Source organism: Mesorhizobium sp. M1A.F.Ca.IN.020.06.1.1 (genome assembly GCF_004023265.1).
Lineage (GTDB): Bacteria > Pseudomonadota > Alphaproteobacteria > Rhizobiales > Rhizobiaceae > Mesorhizobium.
This window is the reverse complement of sequence record NZ_RZSR01000002.1, coordinates 1-18,550: the sequence shown is the minus strand read 5'-3', so window position 1 is coordinate 18,550 and position 18,550 is coordinate 1. Positions and strand designations below refer to the sequence as shown.

Sequence of the window (18,550 nt, the reverse complement as noted above, 5' to 3'; positions counted from 1 at the left end):
TCTCCGCCCGTAGTAGCGCGCGTGATAGCCGAGACGCTCCGGCGTGCGCTCGCTCTTCGAAGCACCCAGCGCCTCGTCCATCTCGGCCTCGAGCACCTCCTGCATCACGGCGCGAATCACCTCGTGCAATCCATCCGGCTTCGAAAGCAAAATGTCGTTGACGCTGCTACGGCGGATTTATCTTCAGGCTTGGTCCTGGTGGCGATGCTGAGTTCGCTTCGCTGAGATTGGGCGGTCATGACAGGGTGGTGTTCAATGTCACCGATTCCTGGAAGAAATTACCATCCGTATTAAGCGACTGACGATGAGTGATGTGTGTCCAAAATCTGACAGCTGTCAGAAAACATTTCGGGTTCAATACAGCGGAGCGTCTTAGCCCTGTCGGGCTTTTCGAAGCCTATCTCGCAGTAACTGCGCGCCAGGCGCACTAGCTCGGCCTTTGCTGGTCGATGTGCGGCAATATAGTGTGAGGGCTGACCCGCATGAGAACACGGAACTCGCTCGATGAAGGATGATCGACGGCATCCAGAAAGCTTCTCTCCGGCGGGTTCGAGGGTGCTGCGCGCGCATCTCGGCGACGGGCCAGCGACCAACGGTTGAGGCTACATCTCCGGAGCGAGTGATGCCTCGAAAGATGCAATGCTGTCTCTGGTCCGACGCGCTGGAAGTTTGTGAAGGGTCGGCCCGGCAAATCGGTGAACCGGGCGGCTTAGGCTGCCAAAAAGGGTAGATGTCTGCGTTGCCTCGGTAGATCAGCAGGCGGTATCAGAAAGCCAAAGGCACACGCACACCATCGTGGCGCTTCGCAGGAAGTAGATGGGAGTAATCACCAGTGATTTTACCGGAACTTCGCTCAGCAAACACAGCCGGCAGGGTTTTGGAGATAACGACGACCACGGGATGCGTCGTAGGATGTTCATATTGTCCCCAGGACAAGTTCGCGGTCCGGCAAAGAAAAGTGTCTCATGCGAGTCATCTGGATCTTGAAGATTTCAAGCGGTGTCTGGCCCGCGTACCGACTTCCGTCGACATTGGTTTTGCGGGATACTCCGAACCTTGGCTCAATCCGGACTGTACCGAAATGGTGGAGCACGCCTTCGCCAAAGGCCATGGCATCAGGATTTTTACGACGCTGGTGGGAATGAACGGGCAGGACCTGCAGCGATTGCAAGCCTTGCGCTTGGGCGTATTCGTGGTCCATGTTTTCGATGACGGCACCTACATGAACAGCCGCCTGGTCGGAGACAAGTATCGCGATCTGGTTCGTCAACTCGTCGACGCGGACATCCCCTTGATCCGATTCGTGGCCTTGGGCGAGCCCCACCCAGATATAGCCGACATTATTCCTACCGAAGCCCTGATAAAAGCGCGGCCGGTGAGCAGTAGGGGTGGAAGCGTCGACCCTAAGATCGTTGCACCACGTCAGCCAGTGGTCGGAGCCCTAACCTGCGTGGACGCACGACAGTATCGGAATGTTCTTCTTCCAAACGGCGACGTTACCCTGTGCTCTATGGATTTTGAACGGCGTCACGTATTGGGCAACCTTCTATATGAGGGTTACTCCGCTCTGTTTGAAAAGCCAGTTTTTCGCGAAATCGTCGACCGCATGAATGGAGCAGATGGTTTTCTGCTTTGCAGGATGTGTGAATTCGCCGACCCAAACGACCGGACCTGAGTGCATGCCGGCCGAGAGGGCGTGCCTGGCAGTGCGGATGGCCCCACGACAGATGCACCTGCCCGCGACGCCATCGTGTTTTCACGTTACGCCAGTATGTTCCTGTAGGCGCGGCAGTGGGCCTCGAGCATTTCGGAGACGAGCTCATCGAAAGGTCTTCGCCTTCCAACCGAGCTTGTCGGCCTGCCTAGCTTGAGGTAACGCCGATCACAGGTCAACCATCGGTCGGATGGAAACAGTGTTAGTCGATCCCGATCAGAGCTTGATTGCTTACTCACGGCTCACCTCGTCAACGCCTTCACCCTCCCGGACGATCTCCTTTTCGACTCGCCTGAAGGCAGCAGCCCAGCTGCGGCCGGGGATGGTTGCCGTCGCGGTAGTGGACGTTCTCGAAACCGATGCGGCCCTTCGCCAGCGCGTCTCCCGGTTGCTTCCGCCTGGCCTACGAACGGGCTTTCCGTCAAGGGGGTCCACGGCGGCCCCGCCCTCTTGATCCGGCGGCTCGGGCCAGTCATCGCGCAAGAGATCGGAATCCGCATTCTTCTCAAAGAGAGCGTGGCTTTCGCTGTGTCATCGGTCATCAAATAGTTTCTTGAATCAGGTTGGTGTCCGCAGCCCGAGGTTGAACGGCGAATATTGATGACCGCCGCGAAGCCGCTCGCTCGCTACGGCGCTATTGAGGAGCGCGCTCGCGAGCGGCTTCGCTACCGCCGAGCGACACAACCTCTGGCGACGCGACCCTGCTGATCTCCTTGGACTCATTCATTTGTCCGGAGCGCTATGGGCAGCGAAGGGTGGGTACGTCAACTACCTGATGCCATAGTAGCGATGCTTTCGCGGAAGCTTTAGAAGCCATCCTGTTGCAGCACATTCGAAAGCATCCGAATGGAGGGCAACGCAACCCAACAATATTTGATGAGGATGCCGGCATCACCAGACCAAACCCAGACCAAACAAAGCTGCCTCCGGCATTCTGCTTCAACGTTAAGCGACGAACATCTGCCGCAAACCACTAGCCATTAAACAGCTCTCTTCTTTGAAAGACTATGTGCAGAGGACTTGATATGGACACCGACGCTTTCACGGCTCATGAATCTAACGTTCGTCGTTATTGCCGGGCGTTCCCCACCGTCTTTACGAAGGCCCTTGGGGCGACGATCTGGGACGAGACGGGTAAGCCCTTTATCGATTTCCTGGTGGGTTCCGGCGCACTCAACTACGGGCACAACAATCCGGATATTATGGCGCCAGCGATTGAATATCTCGTCGGTGAGAACATTCTTCTGTCGCTTGATATGCATACGGCGGCAAAGCGTGACTTCATTGAAGGGTTCGTCGATTGGATCCTGAAACCCAGAGGCCTTTCGTACAAGATTCAGTTTCCCGGGCCGACCGGCACGAACGCCAACGAAGCGGCGCTGGCGCTGGCGCGAAAATACACCGGCCGCTCGAGCGTCATGGCCTTTACGAATGCGTTCCACGGCATGTCGCTCGGCTCGCTAGCGGTGTCGGGCTCGGCCTCAACCAGGGAACTGGGAGGCGTCGCTCGCCACGATGTGATCCGTGTTCCCTATGAGGGCTATCCGAGCCAAGCTTTCGATTCCGCCAGTTACATCGACAGCGTTTTGAGCGACCCGGGGAGCGGCATAGAAAAGCCTGCCGCAATCATTCTGGAGACCATCCAGGCAGAAGGCGGCATGAACGCCGCATCCGCAGCTTGGCTCACGGAAATTCAGCGCATTTGCCGTACTCACGGCATTGTTTTTATCGTCGACGATATCCAGGCGGGCGCGGGCCGAACTGGCGATTTCTTCTCATTCGAGTCCGCGAAAATCGAACCGGATATTGTGTGTCTTTCCAAGTCCCTAAGCGGTTCAGGTAGCCCGCTGTCTATCGTTCTGATTCGACCCGACTTGGACATATGGAAGCCCGGAGAACATAGCGGGACCTTCAGAGGCAACAATTTCGCCTTCGTGACGGCAGGAGCCATGTGCAAGATGTGGTCGGATAGGAAATTTACTGCAGGTGTCGAGCGGACAGCCGTCAGGCTGCAAACGCACCTCGATCGCCTGGTTGCGAAATTTCCAAGATACATCGAACAGAAGCGCGGCCGCGGTCTGATGGCCGGCCTGAAATGCCGTTCACCGGCAGTTGTCGGCCGCGTGCACGATGTCGCGTTCGAAAATGGCCTTCTTATCGAATCCTCGGGGCCAAATCGCGACGTTATCAAAGTCCTCCCGCCGATAACCATCACCGATGCCGAACTCGATCGTGGCATCACCATCCTTGAACACGCACTACAGGAGCAAGACAATGCCTAGTCAGATATCTCAAGTGCCAGCCATCTCGCCGGTTTCGATCAAAGAACGGACCGGGTCGATCAACACGGCGGAGATCATCTCGGTCCTGAAAGGTGAGCTCACCGCTCTGCACATCAAGCAAGCTTTCAGCACCGAAGTAGCCGAGGAGATCACCACGAACTTTATTGGAAGCTCCGGTCTCAGAGAGCGTAAAGATGGTGTGCCCGGACAATATGTCGGCGCATCTCACTACAGGAAGGATGCAGCCACCTATTTCGCAGACGCCGAAAACGCGCGGCCGTACGTCGATGCCCTTTTTAAGAATTTGGTTGACCCGGTTCGAGCAGTATTCGGGGCGTTGAAGCGAGAGCTTCACAACCAGGGAATCGAATTGCGGCTAGCCCGTTCCGAACACGGCCAGGCCAATGTTTGTCGCGGCCTCAGTTGGTCGGGCACAGGCACGTTTTCCTTGGATCCCCACGACGACGTCGCTCAAGTCTTACGTGCTGGCGATGATTACGAGCTTTCTGCGGTGGCGCACAATACGGTCGCAGCGCTCAACCTCTATCCCAGCATGCCTGAGGAAGGCGGCAATCTGAAGCTCTGGAGCCACAAGCCGACGGTTGCGGACCGGATATCGCAAGGTGTGGAGACCACTGGATATCCCTATTCGGCAGCCTATCTGGAGGCCGTCCCTTGCCGCGAGTTCGAGCTCAAAACTGGGGATATCGCCCTAATCGATGGCGGCTTCGTTCACGGGGTTACCGGTCAATCAGGCAACGGAAAGCGTCGCGTGCTGCTGAATTGCTTTTTCGGATTTGCGCGGCCAGATCTTGTTCTCTGGTGGACCTGAAATAGGACGTGGCACCGTAGGCCGTCGGTCAGCATGGTCGACGAGGCACATCTCGATGAACTGCGCCAGCTGCGGCCGTTGCGGGCGCTGGCGGTGGAAATCCACGAGAACTGGCTCGAGGCGACCCGCTATCTCAACATGGAGCATCTGCGCGAGCACAAGAAGGAGAGCCTGAGGGCATTGGCCGCCTGAGCACCGCCCGCGTGTCCGCCGCTCCGCTAGGCACGGGGGCTGCGCGGCGGACACGCCAACGTCACCGCTGAATGCCACGCCATTTTTGCTGATGGGGTGGATGCCAGCCTTCTCCGACGGCATCGCAATGTGCCAAAGTTTGTGGTGTTAGCGCCACGCAAAGGAGAGGCAGGCATCGATGGAAAAGGTTACCATCATTGGGGTCGATCTGGCAAAGAAGGTCTTTCAGCTGCACGGGGCGGCAGCTGATGGATCGGTTGTGTTCCGCAAGAAGCTGTCGCGCCTGCAGTTTTGCAAGTTCATGGCGAGTCAACCGGCATGTGTCGTGGCGATGGAAGCGTGCGGCAGCTCGCACTACTGGGCCCGTCAGATGGCTCGGCTTGGCCATGAGCCAAGACTGATTGCCCCGGCCTATGTCAAACCGTTCGTCAAGCGGCAGAAGAACGACGTCGCAGATGCGGAGGCGATCGTCGAAGCAGCGCAACGACCGACAATGCGCTTTGTCGAACCGAAGACCAAGGAGCAGCAGTCCCGGGCTATCGTGTTTCGCACCAGAGAGCAGTTCGTGAATCAGCGAACCGAATTGGTGAATGCGCTGCGCGCGCACCTCTATGAGTTCGGTTATGTTGCTCCGCAAGGCATCGGCCACCTGCCACGTCTGGCAGAGATCGTCGAGGACGAGAGCGCAGACCTGCCGGATCTGGTCCGCGACATCTGCAGCGCTCTCCTTGACCAAATCGACCAGTTGAGCAGCCGGCTCGCGGCATTGAAGAAGACGATGGACACGCTGTCCAAGCAAGCTGCAACATCTCGGCGGTTGCAAACCATGCCCGGTGTCGGCCCTATCGCTGCCCTTGCCATTGAAACCTTTGCGCCGCCGATGGAGGCTTTCAAGTGCGGTCGCGATTTCGCCGCCTGGCTCGGGCTGGTCCCTCGGCAGAAGTCGAGCGGCGGCAAGCAACGATTAGGGAAGGTATCGAAGATGGGCCAGCGAGATATTCGGCGGTTGCTCATCATCGGCGCCATGGCTGTGGTTCGATGGGCGTCTCGGAGGCGCGCGCCCGACGGTTCCTGGCTTGCCCGCTTGATGTTGAAGAAACCGCGCATGCTGGTGGCAATCGCGCTGGCCAACAAGATGGCGCGTGGCATCTGGGCCATGCTGACGAAACAGGAGGACTACCGGAATCCGGCGACGTTGCCTGCGTGATTTGCAACAACGCACCTGAGACCGGGACGTCGGAGATGTGAGGAAGGCGTGAACTGCATGGGCAAATGATCGATCAGATCGGGGTCAGGAAAACCAGAGTCAAGTTGAGAGCCCACGCAAGCTCGCTTTGCTGATTTGGACCTGATCCGCGCATCACCATACCGGCCCGCGGCACATGGAACGGCCGCAAATCAAGGCCTGACACATGACCGCACTCGATCACACGTCCAATGCTTCAGGTTCTTCCTTGCAAAATGGCTGGCATCCACACAAGAACTTGACGCACACAATTCACCAGGCGACGGCGCATCGCAGACTGCAGGGCGCTCCAGATGATTGAGCCGGAATCTTCTCGTCCATCACGCGCGCCACCTCCCGTTGACCGGTGCGCTCGGCTGCTCTCAGATTGTGCAGACGCCGATGGGCCGAGGACTCCACGACATAACGACTCGTCTACGCCAACCTCGTCGAGGTTCAGGCGCACTGTCAGCTTTGCCGCATCAGGAGCGTCTCTTCGGCCAGCGCCTGCCATGGTGGCATCTGCGCGGTCTCTGTGCGCTGGCGCAGCTTGAACCCTCCGATGACGCGTGGTCGGCCCTGGTGCTGTGCCCCGAATCCTATTCGGCCGTTCCGTCCTGCAGCAAGTCACCAAGACCCCAAGTACTGGGGCAGTTGCGCCACGCGGTTCAGACCGCGCCCGCAGCGGAAAACCTCCCGGTCAGCCTTCTCGATCACCTCATGAATGTGAACACAACCCGGCCCGAGGATGCGATGGACGAAAACTCGCGTTCCCCAGGTCCGTGGGCGTTGTCTCATCGTGTTGTTCAAGACTGCGAGGCCGCATTCGTGGGTCGACTATGAGACCCGGCAGCCATAACGGGATTATTGGCGCAATCCGCTTCGTCGCAATTCGGGTTGGGGGCTCAGCGGCCTTACAGAAAAGACCGAGACTCTAATCGTCGCCGGACGACACTTCGGCGGCGCTCACCGCTTCCTCCAGTTCGATGATCCCGAGGCTTACCGCCTTCATAGCAGCGACCGTTCTGCTGCCCGTGTCCAATTTCCGCATTACGTTTTTTATATGAAAATTCACAGTGTTTTCGGACCTGTTAAGTATTCGTCCTATCTCCCACGACGATTTCCCTCTGGCTGCCCAGAGTATGCACTCTATTTCCTTTTCGGAAAGGACGGGCACTTCTTCGAGTTGGGGGCGTTCCATAATTCCTTCTCCGCAACCGTTTGCACCGAATATTGCGAGCGGCGCACAAAGCTGCGGCTAAGGCTCGGCGCGCCGTCCTTGGCAGGTCGGCGTTAAAGCTTTAGCACGGAGTTTCCCCTCGGTGAGTTATCGGAACGTAAAATTATATTGATATTTATATTGCACAACTTAAAAATGGTGAAACATCTTAGATTCTGGATAGTTGTGAATGGGATTACCGAAAGTCTGTCCGACGCAGTTGATAAGGTGGGCTTGGCTCTGGCCCGCCCGCCAACCCGACGGGAGGACGAACATCTCGCGGGCAATCCTTTCGACTTGCATTGGGAAAATCAACCTCACTTCCGGTCCTCGTCGCTTGAATCGGCGGTCCCCGCGGTCGCGTGTATGTCGCGTCCGAGGCCTTCTTGGAACCTGCCGGATGCCACATGCCAATGGACACGCGGTGTCGACCGGCAGCTACGCCATCTGATTCCGGCTCAGATCAGTCTGGCGATACGGTCCATGATCGAGAGTCGGCTCTCGCCACAGTATTCTCACCGGGCGCCTGCACTGATGAGGCACGAACCGTCTTCAACAGTTCGTCTCGTGTCAGCCAAACGAGCCAATCGTCGTCATCTATCCCGTGCGCGGGCAAGTGCAGGACTGATCCGTGTGGCTCCTGATGTAGATACCCATATTGATTGACAACGCCTTTTTGGATGTGCCAATCGGCAACCAGCGCATAGATGAAGTCCGGCGACCATTTAGCCCAGGCTAGTCCAAATGCAATGCGACCGATAAAGGTAGAGAGACCGCGGCCTCTGAAGTCCTCGCGCAACCAGATGTCGCCATGATAGGCGACCAGCCCAGTCATGCTGCGGCCAGTGGGCGCATCGCAGCGAGACGAGGAAGACCCGGCTATGAAGGTAGGATCCGCGAACCAGGCTCTCAACGACCCAAGGTGCTCAGCAACGTCTGTGTTGGATAGATGATATAGACGCATTGCTTGTACGTGCGCTACTCTTCCATCCTGATCACGCCCGACGATCCAAAAGGCCTTTCCAGGCGGAAGATAAGAACAGTCGGGACGGAAGCTTGGATACGTTGGTGACTTCCCGGGAAGTCTGCTGGTGATCCCAACGTACTCTTCAAAATCTTCGCCCATGGTAATGTGAAGGCCCATCTTGCGCCCCAACTCGTCTGCCGCACAGATGCACCTCGCAAGCTCTAGGGTCGTGACGTTGCTCTGCATGCCGATGCACCCTTCAGTGCGCTGAACACACCGTGGCTTCTAGAGCTTGCGGGAAAGCACTGATACTACGGCATCTAGTGGTTGACGCGTCCGCTTATAGGCGGGAATGACTTTTAGCATGAGGAACAGCAAGCGCACGGAACATAGGATATCCTTCGGGATCGTCGCTCGTCCGAGCGCCACGCCGTAAAGGCGGGCCGCACACGGTCTCGCCAGGGGGGCGCGTAACGTGCCGGCGCGAGCTGGAAGAAGATCGGCCAGGTCGCATCGGTGGGATGACTGCAAGATAGCGGCTAAACTTGACGAAATTGCTGCGTCGTAGGCAACAGTTGCGGAGCCGCTGCGTTCTTGTTGTGCGTCGGCGTTGAGGGCTCGCCTCGGCCTTCGGTAATTTCCGTATCTGAGGAGTTTAATTCAAATTACCATCTCTCAGAAAGGAACCCCCACGTGACTCGCCCATCACGCGGCCATCTCGACATTCACTCTGCTTGTCATCCTAGCTGATTCTCGGCCTCTTACCAACTACTAGGGTGTAGTGTGGATTTCCTACGGCACCATCACGTATTTAGCTGCCTGACGAGTGATCCTCTGCTGGGGGAGCCTAAATAGTGCCCCGTTATCCCTCGTCTGAGCATCATGTGGATAGTGGGAGGCTTGTGTGGTTTTCGATTATATCGTGATCGGTGGCGGTTCCTCTGGATCCGTCGTGGCGAGCAGGCTCTCCGCCGATGGACATCGCGTACTGCTCATCGAAGCCGGTCCTGATACGCCCCCGAATGCCGTCCCTGATGACATCTTGGAAGGCAACCCAACACGTGCTTACTTCAATCCTGATTATCAATGGCCTTTACTCGACGCGACCACAGTCCGGGATGGCCGCAAGCCCATTCATTACGAGCAGGCCCGGGTGATGGGCGGCGGCTCCAGCATCAATGCTCAGGTGGCCAACCGCGGTGGTCCCGAAGACTACAATGACTGGGTCTCGAGCGGTGCAGCGGGCTGGAGTTGGGAGGAGGTTCTACCCTACTTCCGTCGCCTCGAATGCGATCTGGATTTCGGCGGCGAATTTCACGGCAAGGCTGGTCCGCTGCCAATAAGCCGGGTGCGGCAAACAGATTGGTCCGGCTTTATCCGAGCGGTATCGAGAGCGTATGAAAAGGAGGGTCTTCATTTCAGGCCGGACTTCAATGGTGAATTTGGTGACGGATACTCGGTTGTTCCCTTGACCAATCGAAACGGGCATCGCGTTTCCGCTGCGATGGCCTACTTGTCCGAGAGCGTCCGCTCCCGACACAATTTGACAATCTTGCCCGAAACGACGGTTGTGCGGCTGGCCTTTTCAGGCCGCGCCATTACGGGGGTCGAGACGGAAAACAACTTCGGCCAGCAGTCGTATCTCGCTTCAAGCGTGATCCTCTGCGCAGGAGCTGTCCACTCCCCCACCATATTGATGCGCTCCGGGGTCGGCCCGGCCGAGCAACTGACAAATCTCGGTATTCCGGTTGTGGCAGATGTAAGAGGTGTGGGCCAGAACCTTCAAGAACATCCAGGGATCGCCGTTTCTGCGTATTTGAAACCATGCGATCGCATGGCGCCCAATGTGAGCGGCCACATCCAGATGCACGCCCGTTACTCTTCGGGCTACAATGGGTGCCCGTCGACGGACATGGCAATATCGGGAGTTGCCAAGTCGGCCTGGCACCCGCTGGGCAAGCGCCTCGGCTCCCTCTATTTGTGGGTCAACCGAGTTTACTCGACAGGAACGATCGTGCTCAAGGATCGCTCTCATACCGTAGAGCCGCAGGTAGATTTCAACTGGTTGAGCGACAAGCGGGACGCCGATCGACTGAAGCACGGATTCTGTTTCATGGCCCGCCTACTGAAGCAGGATTCCCTGTCGGCGGTCGCGCTTGACCCGTTTCCCTCAGCTTGGAATGCACGAGCGAAGCAGGTCAGCAAGGTCAATTGCGTTAATTACGGGCTCACCTCGGTGCTTGCTTTGCTTATGGACAGTTCTCCACGCTTTCGCCGCGCCCTCATTAGCCATGTCATAACCGATGGTCATAGCATTTCAGATCTGATCAAAAACGAGGAGCATCTCGACCGATTTGTCCGACAGAATGTGACCGGCAACTGGCATCCGACTTCGAGCTGCAAGATAGGGCAAGCCTCCGACCCTGCTGCGGTGACTGATCCGTCGGGCCGGGTTCGGGGCGTTTCGGGCTTGAGGATTGCCGATGCTTCGGTGATGCCGTTCTGCCCCCGCGCCAATACAAACATTCCGACGATCATGGTGGCTGAGAAGATGGCTGACGCAATTTTAAAAGAAGACCGGGAATCATCAGCGAAAAGGTGATCAAAAATCTTCTTGTGGCCGGATTCGTTTTTCGCCAAGCGATCGAGGTTTATGAGCTGTCAAATGCCAGACAATTCCCGAAGAGGTAGAACTTGCCGTTGCTTTCACTCACACAAGTTTGGCAATTCCGTCCCTATCAACATGCCTACTGATGCTTGCTGTTGCGCATTGCCAACGCACTGGAACGTGGCGGTCATTCGTCTGTATCAACATCGCGATACGGGCTGGGTGTACGCCGTCCACACCCGGGCCAGCGTGAATTTGGGCAGATCTCGCGCACATCATCGAACAGGCTTTCGCATTTGCAGGAAAGTGCTCATCGTCCCTTCCTGAACTCGAGGGGGGTCACAAACCTCGCCTGCTACGGATGTTCAAGGACGGTTAAGTACAACTGTACAGTAATTTCGCATATTCTTAACATATTTTGTGTTGCGCCGGTGGGAAATCTAGAGGATATTCGCTGCGACAGAGAATAGATCTGTTTATGTAAAACAAGCTTTTCGCTTAAGTGGCCCCACAGGGGCACAGCACCGACGGAGGAGCGACTATGACTACGCTACCGCAAATCTCATTGGCGAAACTGTCATCCGATGCAACGCGACGTGAAGAGCAACAGCGATTATGCACGGCCTGCGAGGAGTACGGATTCTTCTACCTTATCGAGCACGGAATCCCGAAAGAACAGATTACACAAGCGATCGACGCTTCCCGGCGCTTCTTCGCGTTGCCCCTGGCTACGAAGGAACGCTATGGTCACGCCTTTCAAAACGTCCACCCCACCACCGCCCGTGGATACAGTCCGTTGCACGGTGAAATGCTGCATCCCGAGGCCGGGCCGGACCCAAAGGAAATGTTTGACCTCGGTATCGAGAATGAAAGCGACCGGCGTCCATTTGCCGGACGCACACGCCTTCCGGACGACGCCTTAGCTCCAGGTTTCGCGCGGAGCCTCCTTGCTTTGCAGGCTACCGTGCTTAACGGCGTCGTCCCGCAGCTCGGGAACGCGCTGGCCGACCTGCTCGATATGGAAAAAGGCTGGTTCCGACGCCATTTCAGCCCGCCGACGGTTCTGCAACGCGTGATCCGATATCCATCTACCGGTGGCGCGGCCGCTAAACATACCGACAATGGCTTTTTCACGCTGCTGCTGCAGGAGGAACTCCCCACGCGCTCCTTGCAGGTGTGGTTCCACGAGCGTTGGATACCGGCGCCAAGCCTCCCCGACAGTCTCGTGGTCAATCTGGGCGACATGCTTCAGGCCTTGAGCGACAACCGGTTCAAGAGTACGCCGCATCAGGTCGTGCACAGTGGTCCTGCCGAACGAATTTCCCTGCCCTTCTTTATCTATCCCGACATCGACGCTCGCCTGACTTCGCGGCAAGGCAATCACACCTTTGGTGTCGCGGAAATGATGCTGCGCAACTACGAGTCAATATGGGAAAAGGGGAATGGCGCCGGGCGCGCGCGAGAGTTGCAGTAGGTGTTCGGCTTTTTGAAGCGTGAGCAAACTACGGCGACGACGTAGCACACGCCGACGTGATCCCCTAGAAGAACTCTCCGAGAAGCAATTCGTGCCGCCGTCGCGTCTAACGCGGCGGCCTTCTAGGCTCGAGGAATGAGGCACCTGGTACTGGCGTATTGTTTGAATTGTGCCCGACGAGAGTTCAGCAGGTTCCCCGGTCGGATTTCCGTTCGTGCCACTGCGCTGAGGCTTCCGAAAGAGAGGCGGAGCGACTACCGCCGGATGGAGCCCGTACGCTGAAGATGTAGGTGTATTCGTCTGCGATCTACTCAACCTTGGAATTGAAGTTGCAACCCTGGCTACACCATCATTAGCCGTCCAAGAGGCGTGTGACATTTCCTCCTCGAACGGTTGTAGTTAGGTCAGATAGTCCTGATAATATTAAGGGACAGGAGAGTGTCATGGGCGTAAACCATGATCTAAATAGCACATTGCAAGCAACGCAGAATTGGATCAGCGATCTGATGTGGAGACTTCGCTGGCAGGATCGGGAGCGGGTCTACCGAGCTCTGATTGCGACCCTGCACGCCCTGCGTGACTGCCTGGATCGCGACGAGGCGGTTTACATGGGGGCACAGCTGCCAGCTTTACTGCGCGGTTTTTACTACGAGGGTTGGAATCCCACCGGCCGACCCAACGGAAGAAATCGTAACTCGATTCTAGACAGGATCCACGACAGCGTCCACCATGACGCAGCGGTGGATCCGGAAGAGGTTGCCCGCTCGGTCCTAGCCCAATTTGTGGACCGCCTACCTGCAGCAGAGGTCGAAAATGCCAAAGCCACCAGTCCAGGTGTGCTGCATGACCTTTGGCCAGTCTGAGAGGTCTGCCCATGAGCATCCAGCCAACGGCTTGGGAGCGTTCTCGAGGAAACCGGCTTTGTTGTGCTTCTTACAATTCCGCAACTAAGCAACTGAGGCAATTCCTGGGATCTAGAAGTTTTAGCTCTTGGCTGTAGCGTGTCCGACCGATTCATCGCTTAGAGCAAGGCTAATAGTCGGCCTATATGCGTACACAGCGAGAAAAAGCCGATTTCCCGCGCTTATAGGCAGGGATTCGTGCAAAGCGGCCGATTTATGCTGCTACATTCATGAAATGGATACGGAGCAGTTGGTACCAAAGGCCAAGGAGTCTGGGCGTCTCAGGATCGTTATTTGTTTGTGAGACTATTGGCGAAATTGAGCGTGATCTGGGAGGAACTACAGATGTACAGGTGGAAACAGGACGAGATCAGGAATTGGCCCTTAAGACGTGCAATCCTGAGGGGAATTGCTGCACTCGGGATAGCGACGATGGCACTCGCCTCGTTTTCCGGTTCGGCTTCGGCGCAGTCGCTGCTCGAGAAGATCAAGAACGGAGAGACGGTCCGGATCGGCTTCTCCAACGAGGTTCCCTGGGCGTATCCTGGCGAGAACAACGAGCCGCTCGGCTTCGTTAATGCGATGACGATCGATATCCTGAAGAAGCTGGGCACGACCAAGGTCGAGCCGGTCGTGACCGAATGGGGCTCGCTCATTCCCGGCCTGCAGGCGGGTCGCTTCGACATCATCACGGGTGGGATGTACATCCTGCCGGAGCGCTGCCGCAACGTGCTGTTCACCGAACCGATCGTCAAGGCCACCGACGCGCTGATTGTGCCGAAGGGCAACCCGGAAGGACTGCACTCCTACGAGGATCTGCGCGACAAGGGCCTTACCTTCGTCACGGGCGCGGGCTACAGCGAAATCGAGCTCATGCACAAAATCGGCGTCCCTGACGACAAGATCATGCAGGTCGCCGGCCCGGCGGAAATCCTGCAGGCAGTGAAGGCCGGCCGTGCCGCTGCGGGTTCGGGCGCTTACTTCACAATGAAGGAGTTCACTGACAAAGACGACAGCGTTGCGCTGGTCCCGGTCGGTAACAGCTATTATTCGGGACTCGCCTTCCTGCCCAACCAGCAGGCGGAGGTTGGTGCCTTTAATGCCGTGCTGAAAGACTATATCGGTTCGGACAAGATGATGGCGTCGGTTGGCAAATACGGCTACACTAAAGCCACCCTGCCAGACGGCACCACCGCAGCCGAGCTCTGCGAGCGTTGAAGCCGGGCCGGAAATTGCCATCCATACGCCTCACCGCCTCCGCGTCTCTGGCCGGGGAGCGCCCGGCGGGGGTAAGGGCATGATGAGCGAGTTCGCGCTCGGCTTCAGCGTGGCGGCGCTCGCGAAGGGCGTGATGGTCACCCTCGTCGTGACCCTCGCGGCATCTCTGGTGGCGGTTATCCTGGGGCTGATCGTCGGCCTGATCCGGATCTCGCCCCTTTGGCCGCTCCGCTGGTTCGGCGTCGCCTATATCGAAGTCTTTCGCGGAACGTCGATGCTGGTGCAGGTCTACTGGTGGTTCTTCGTGCTGCCTATCTTCGGGGTCGCGTTGTCACCCTGGACCGTCGCAATCTTCGGTATCGGCATGAATGTGTCCGGTTACGGTGCCGAGTTGGTCCGCGCCGCCATCCAGGGCGTCGACCGCGGCCAGTGTGAAGCCAGCATCGCGCTCAACTTGCCGCGGCTCACCGCGATGCGGCGCATCATCCTGCCGCAGGCGATCCGCGCCATGCTGCCCGCCTGGGGCAACCTGCTGATCGATCTGCTTAAGAGCACCTCGCTCATCTTCTTCATCACCATCACCGAGCTCACCACCGCCTCCAAGCTGGCAGCCGACGCCACCGGCAATTACTTGCTGTTCTTCGCGGTCGCGCTGTTCGGCTATTACGTCATCGCGCGCGCCCTCATCACGCCCTTCGTGCGCTGGCTTGAACGCCGCTTCTCGCGCGGCTTCGTGCGGGAGGCACAGGCGTGAACATCTGGGACTGGTCCTACGTTTGGGAGGCGTTCCCGTATCTTTATGGGGGGGCGATTGTCACGATTGAGGCCACGCTGCTCGGCTTCGCGATTGCACTGGTGCTCGGCCTGGTCTTTGCACTCATCCGCCAGTCGCCGAACCGCTACATCTCCACCGCGATGGCGGAGATCGTGGAGTTCATCCGCTCCACGCCGCTGCTGCTGCAGGTGTTCTTCGTCTATTTTGTCGGCCCGCAGTTCGGGATCGTCATCCCTGCTTGGACAGTTGGCATCGGCGTGCTGGGCATCCATTACGCCGCTTATTGCTCGGAGTGCTACCGCGGCGGTATCGAGAACGTCGAAGGGGGTCAATGGGAGGCCTGCACAGCGCTCAACCTGTCGCCGATGCGAACCTGGCGCGCCATCATCCTGCCGCAGGCGATCCCACCGATAGTGCCTGCTCTGGGCAACTACTTCATCGGCATGTTCAAGGACACGCCGATCCTGGCAGCCATCGCCATCCTGGAGATGCTGCAGCAGGCGAAGAATTTCGGCGCGAACAACTACCGCTACATCGAGGTGATCACCATGGTCGGCTTCTTCTACCTCGTGTTCAGCCTGGTCGCTTCCGCGATCGTGCAGTCGGTGAGCTTCTGGCTAAACCGCCGCTACCATCTGCAGTAGGAGGTCCGTCCGCCATGAGCGAAACCATATTTTGGAGAACGTCACGACGCGCTATAGCCTGCTGGAGGAACTCAATCTCAACATCGCGCTCAACGAGAAAGTCATGGGCGAACCTATGGTCCGTTTCGAGAATGTGGCAAAGCGCTACGGCGCGCTGACGGTGCTGGACGACCTCAATCTCGACATTGCTCGCAACGAGAAGGTGTGCATCATCGGCCCCTCCGGCTCGGGCAAGACCACTGTGCTGCGCATGCTGATGACGCTGGAGCGCATCGACGGAGGGGTGATCTGGGTCGACGGGGAGCCGCTCACGCACATGCAGAAGAACGGCCAGATGGTGCCGGCGAGCGACCGTCATTTGCGGCGCGTACGCGGCAAGATCGGCATGGTGTTCCAGCACTTCAACCTGTTCCCCCACATGACCGCGCTGCAGAATTGCATGGAGGCGCCGGTGTCGGTGCTTGGGCTCTCCCGGCAGGAGGCTGAGGCCCGAGCGGCGGAGCTGCTCGACATGGTCGGGCTCGGCGATAAGAAGAACCATTTCCCGATCCAGCTCTCCGGCGGCCAGAAGCAGCGCGTGGCGATCGCTCGGGCGATGGCTATGCGGCCCAAGGTGATGCTCTTCGACGAGGTGACTTCGGCACTCGACCCGGAGCTCGTCGGAGAAGTGCTCAACGTCATCCGCAACCTCGGCGCCGAGCACGATCTCACCATGCTGATGGTCACGCACCAGATGGGCTTCGCCAAGCAGTTCTCCGACCGCGTCTGCTTCTTTTACGGCGGCAAGATTGCCGAACAAGGCCCGCCGGACCAGCTTTTCGGCAATCCGCAGAATGAGCGGACGCGGCAGTTCCTCAGTGCCGTGCTGGAGGCGAGGTAGTATACTCCGAGCTTTACCTCCCTTTGTGATAGGAGAATCGCACATAAGGAGAAAGGGGCTCTTGTGCCGTCTGCGATTCTGACGGAGGTCGCCCGGACAACAGGAGGTCGCGACGGTGTTTTGGATGTAGTTCGGGCGAGGTTCCGGTCTCCCGAGACTTGCCCCCCGCACCGATGCACCTCTCCTTTGCTCCCTCCCGCCTAATTGCGCAGCAGGCTCTTTATGCGTGCCTGCGTGCCGCTCGCACTGCTCCTGGCCCAGGTCGCCATGACGAAGCTCCGAGAGCACTCTGATCGAAGGATTTGGGGAAAATGAAGTGCTGGTTGGCCTCCAGTGGACTACAAGCGCTGAAGCCCACTCGAGCCGCTAGGCTTTGACGAAAAGTTTCCGGGGTACCTTCGACAGGCACTCGTTGCCGTCAGGTGTAATGAGAACGGTTTCGGTGATTTCGAATCCCCAGTAGTCGTACCAGAAACCAGTCATGAAGTGGAAGATCATGCCGGGCTGAAGCACGGTCCTGTCACCTCGCCGCAAGCTCATCGTGTGTTCGCCCCAATCCGGAGGGTATGACAGTCCGACTGGATATCCGGCTCGAGTTGTTTTCTCCAGTCCATACCTCTCAAGGACATCAAAGAATGCCACGGCCCAGTCTTCGCAAGTCGCGCCTGGCTTTGCGACCTGGAGGCCCACTTCCATGCCCTCAAGAGTGGCCTTCTCCGCATCCAAGAAATGCTGCGGCACCCTGCCGAGGCAGTAGGTCCGCGCGGTCGGGACATGGTAGCGCTTGTAAACACCGGCGATCTCGAAGTAGGTACCTTCGTTGTTCCGGAGAGGCTGATCGTCCCATGTGAGATGGCACGCCGCTAAATCGGCGCCCGATGGAAGCATCGGTACGATGGACGGATAATCACCTCCGAACTTGGAGGTCCCGCGGATCGCAGCATCGTAAATGTCTGCAACAAGGTCACACTTGCGCATACCCGGTTCCATCTTTTCCAAAATGCGCTCATGCATGAGGGTGACGATCTCTCCCGCCTTGCGCATGTACTCGAGTTCCTGAGGACTCTTGATCGCCCGCTGCCAATTCACAAGCACCGTCGCATCAACGAATTTGGCATTGGGTAATCGCGAAACCAAAGTTTCGAAGGCGGTCGCAGACAAATAGTAGTTGTCCTTCTCCAGACCGATGAGGCCCTTGTCGAGCTTGCGGTCGACAAGCACTTTGCAAAGATCTTCCATCGGATGACACACAGGTGTCTGGACGTAGCTGTCCGAATAACTGACGACGTTCTCATCCGAGAAATAGACCGTTCGTCTCGCGCCGTTCTCGTCCGAGCACCGGCCCCACCAGATCGGGTCACCCTCTGGGGGCAGGATGACCGCTTGGTGATTATAGAAAGACCAACCATCATACCCCGTTAGCCACGCCATGTTCGCAGGTTCGCTAAGGATGAGGATATCGATCCCGCGCCTCTGCATCTCAGAGCGCGTTTTGCCAAGCCGCGCTCGATATTCTTCCAAGCTGAAATTCAATTTTGTGGCGACCATTTCTTTGGCTCCCCTATAGGACTGGACGGATTTAAACAGAGCCCGAAGCCCATATCGCGAATTTAGCAGC

The 18,550-nt window shown here is 57.7% G+C and carries 13 protein-coding genes and 2 pseudogenes; 12 read left to right on the top strand and 3 right to left on the bottom strand.

Annotated elements, in window-relative coordinates; genetic code table 11:
- Positions 1 to 3: 3 nt before the first annotated feature.
- A pseudogene (locus EOA60_RS00330) lies at positions 4 to 239 on the bottom strand (transposase); the annotation flags it as partial.
- Positions 240 to 958: 719 nt separating this feature from the next.
- Here EOA60_RS00330 and EOA60_RS00325 point away from each other — a divergent pair.
- From EOA60_RS00325 to EOA60_RS00310, 5 genes and pseudogenes are all read left to right on the top strand, one after another.
- Positions 959 to 1,675: an SPASM domain-containing protein gene (locus tag EOA60_RS00325; RefSeq protein ID WP_224571099.1), complete on the top strand. Its 717-nt coding sequence runs from the start codon at positions 959 to 961 to the stop codon at positions 1,673 to 1,675.
- A 1,064-nt stretch (positions 1,676 to 2,739) separates the two neighbouring features.
- Positions 2,740 to 3,996, top strand: a complete 1,257-nt coding sequence (ectB, locus tag EOA60_RS00320; RefSeq protein WP_127334787.1) for a diaminobutyrate--2-oxoglutarate transaminase — start codon at positions 2,740 to 2,742, stop codon at positions 3,994 to 3,996.
- Complete coding sequence (locus EOA60_RS00315; protein WP_126080647.1) at positions 3,989 to 4,828, top strand: hypothetical protein; 840 nt, start codon at positions 3,989 to 3,991, stop codon at positions 4,826 to 4,828. The genes ectB and EOA60_RS00315 overlap by 8 nt, the downstream gene beginning before the upstream one ends.
- A gap of 69 nt (positions 4,829 to 4,897) precedes the next feature.
- Positions 4,898 to 5,020, top strand: a pseudogene (locus tag EOA60_RS37270) (IS256 family transposase); the annotation flags it as partial.
- A 178-nt stretch (positions 5,021 to 5,198) separates the two neighbouring features.
- A complete protein-coding gene (locus EOA60_RS00310) occupies positions 5,199 to 6,227 on the top strand; it encodes an IS110 family transposase (protein WP_127334786.1) in 1,029 nt (342 codons plus the stop codon).
- 952 nt (positions 6,228 to 7,179) lie between these two features.
- Here EOA60_RS00310 and EOA60_RS00305 read toward each other — a convergent pair.
- Positions 7,180 to 7,446 carry a helix-turn-helix transcriptional regulator gene (locus EOA60_RS00305; RefSeq protein WP_127248683.1) on the bottom strand — a complete coding sequence of 89 codons (267 nt, stop codon included), beginning with the start codon at positions 7,444 to 7,446 and terminating at the stop codon, positions 7,180 to 7,182.
- Positions 7,447 to 9,335: 1,889 nt separating this feature from the next.
- On the opposite strand from EOA60_RS00305, the gene EOA60_RS00295 reads away from it, so the two are divergent.
- From EOA60_RS00295 to ehuA, 7 genes are all read left to right on the top strand, one after another.
- Positions 9,336 to 11,033: a GMC family oxidoreductase gene (locus EOA60_RS00295; protein WP_127334785.1), complete on the top strand. Its 1,698-nt coding sequence runs from the start codon at positions 9,336 to 9,338 to the stop codon at positions 11,031 to 11,033.
- Between the two features lie 547 nt (positions 11,034 to 11,580).
- Entirely contained in the window at positions 11,581 to 12,513 is a 933-nt protein-coding gene (locus EOA60_RS00290; protein ID WP_127334784.1) for a 2-oxoglutarate and iron-dependent oxygenase domain-containing protein, read from the top strand.
- 443 nt (positions 12,514 to 12,956) lie between these two features.
- Positions 12,957 to 13,376 (top strand): DUF2267 domain-containing protein, encoded by a 420-nt coding sequence (locus EOA60_RS00285; RefSeq protein ID WP_127334783.1) that lies wholly within the window; start codon positions 12,957 to 12,959, stop codon positions 13,374 to 13,376.
- 471 nt (positions 13,377 to 13,847) lie between these two features.
- Positions 13,848 to 14,633, top strand: a complete 786-nt coding sequence (gene ehuB, locus EOA60_RS00280) for an ectoine/hydroxyectoine ABC transporter substrate-binding protein EhuB (protein WP_245479151.1) — start codon at positions 13,848 to 13,850, stop codon at positions 14,631 to 14,633.
- Positions 14,634 to 14,712: 79 nt separating this feature from the next.
- On the top strand, positions 14,713 to 15,387 hold the full coding sequence (ehuC, locus tag EOA60_RS00275; RefSeq protein ID WP_245479150.1) for an ectoine/hydroxyectoine ABC transporter permease subunit EhuC: 675 nt from the start codon (positions 14,713 to 14,715) through the stop codon (positions 15,385 to 15,387).
- Positions 15,384 to 16,052: an ectoine/hydroxyectoine ABC transporter permease subunit EhuD gene (gene ehuD / locus EOA60_RS00270; protein ID WP_127334782.1), complete on the top strand. Its 669-nt coding sequence runs from the start codon at positions 15,384 to 15,386 to the stop codon at positions 16,050 to 16,052. The genes ehuC and ehuD overlap by 4 nt, the downstream gene beginning before the upstream one ends.
- Before the next feature lie 103 nt (positions 16,053 to 16,155).
- The gene (gene ehuA, locus EOA60_RS00265; RefSeq protein WP_127334788.1) at positions 16,156 to 16,932 is read left to right on the top strand and encodes an ectoine/hydroxyectoine ABC transporter ATP-binding protein EhuA; all 777 of its coding nucleotides are present in this window, start codon (positions 16,156 to 16,158) and stop codon (positions 16,930 to 16,932) included.
- A 366-nt stretch (positions 16,933 to 17,298) separates the two neighbouring features.
- On the opposite strand, the gene doeA is transcribed toward ehuA, so the two are convergent.
- A complete protein-coding gene (doeA, locus tag EOA60_RS00260; RefSeq protein WP_127334781.1) occupies positions 17,299 to 18,480 on the bottom strand; it encodes an ectoine hydrolase DoeA in 1,182 nt (393 codons plus the stop codon).
- Between the last annotated feature and the right edge of the window lie 70 nt (positions 18,481 to 18,550).

Bases quoted from the DNA above. Each gene is read 5' to 3' on its own strand.
- ectB (WP_127334787.1), top strand. From the start codon at position 2,740: ATGGACACCGACGCTTTCACGGCTCATGAATCTAACGTTCGTCGTTAT.
- EOA60_RS00315 (WP_126080647.1), top strand. From the start codon at position 3,989: ATGCCTAGTCAGATATCTCAAGTGCCAGCCATCTCGCCGGTTTCGATC.
- EOA60_RS00310 (WP_127334786.1), top strand. From the start codon at position 5,199: ATGGAAAAGGTTACCATCATTGGGGTCGATCTGGCAAAGAAGGTCTTT.
- EOA60_RS00305 (WP_127248683.1), bottom strand. From the start codon at position 7,446: ATGGAACGCCCCCAACTCGAAGAAGTGCCCGTCCTTTCCGAAAAGGAA.
- EOA60_RS00290 (WP_127334784.1), top strand. From the start codon at position 11,581: ATGACTACGCTACCGCAAATCTCATTGGCGAAACTGTCATCCGATGCA.
- EOA60_RS00285 (WP_127334783.1), top strand. From the start codon at position 12,957: ATGGGCGTAAACCATGATCTAAATAGCACATTGCAAGCAACGCAGAAT.
- ehuB (WP_245479151.1), top strand. From the start codon at position 13,848: ATGGCACTCGCCTCGTTTTCCGGTTCGGCTTCGGCGCAGTCGCTGCTC.
- ehuC (WP_245479150.1), top strand. From the start codon at position 14,713: ATGATGAGCGAGTTCGCGCTCGGCTTCAGCGTGGCGGCGCTCGCGAAG.
- ehuA (WP_127334788.1), top strand. From the start codon at position 16,156: ATGGGCGAACCTATGGTCCGTTTCGAGAATGTGGCAAAGCGCTACGGC.
- doeA (WP_127334781.1), bottom strand. From the start codon at position 18,480: ATGGTCGCCACAAAATTGAATTTCAGCTTGGAAGAATATCGAGCGCGG.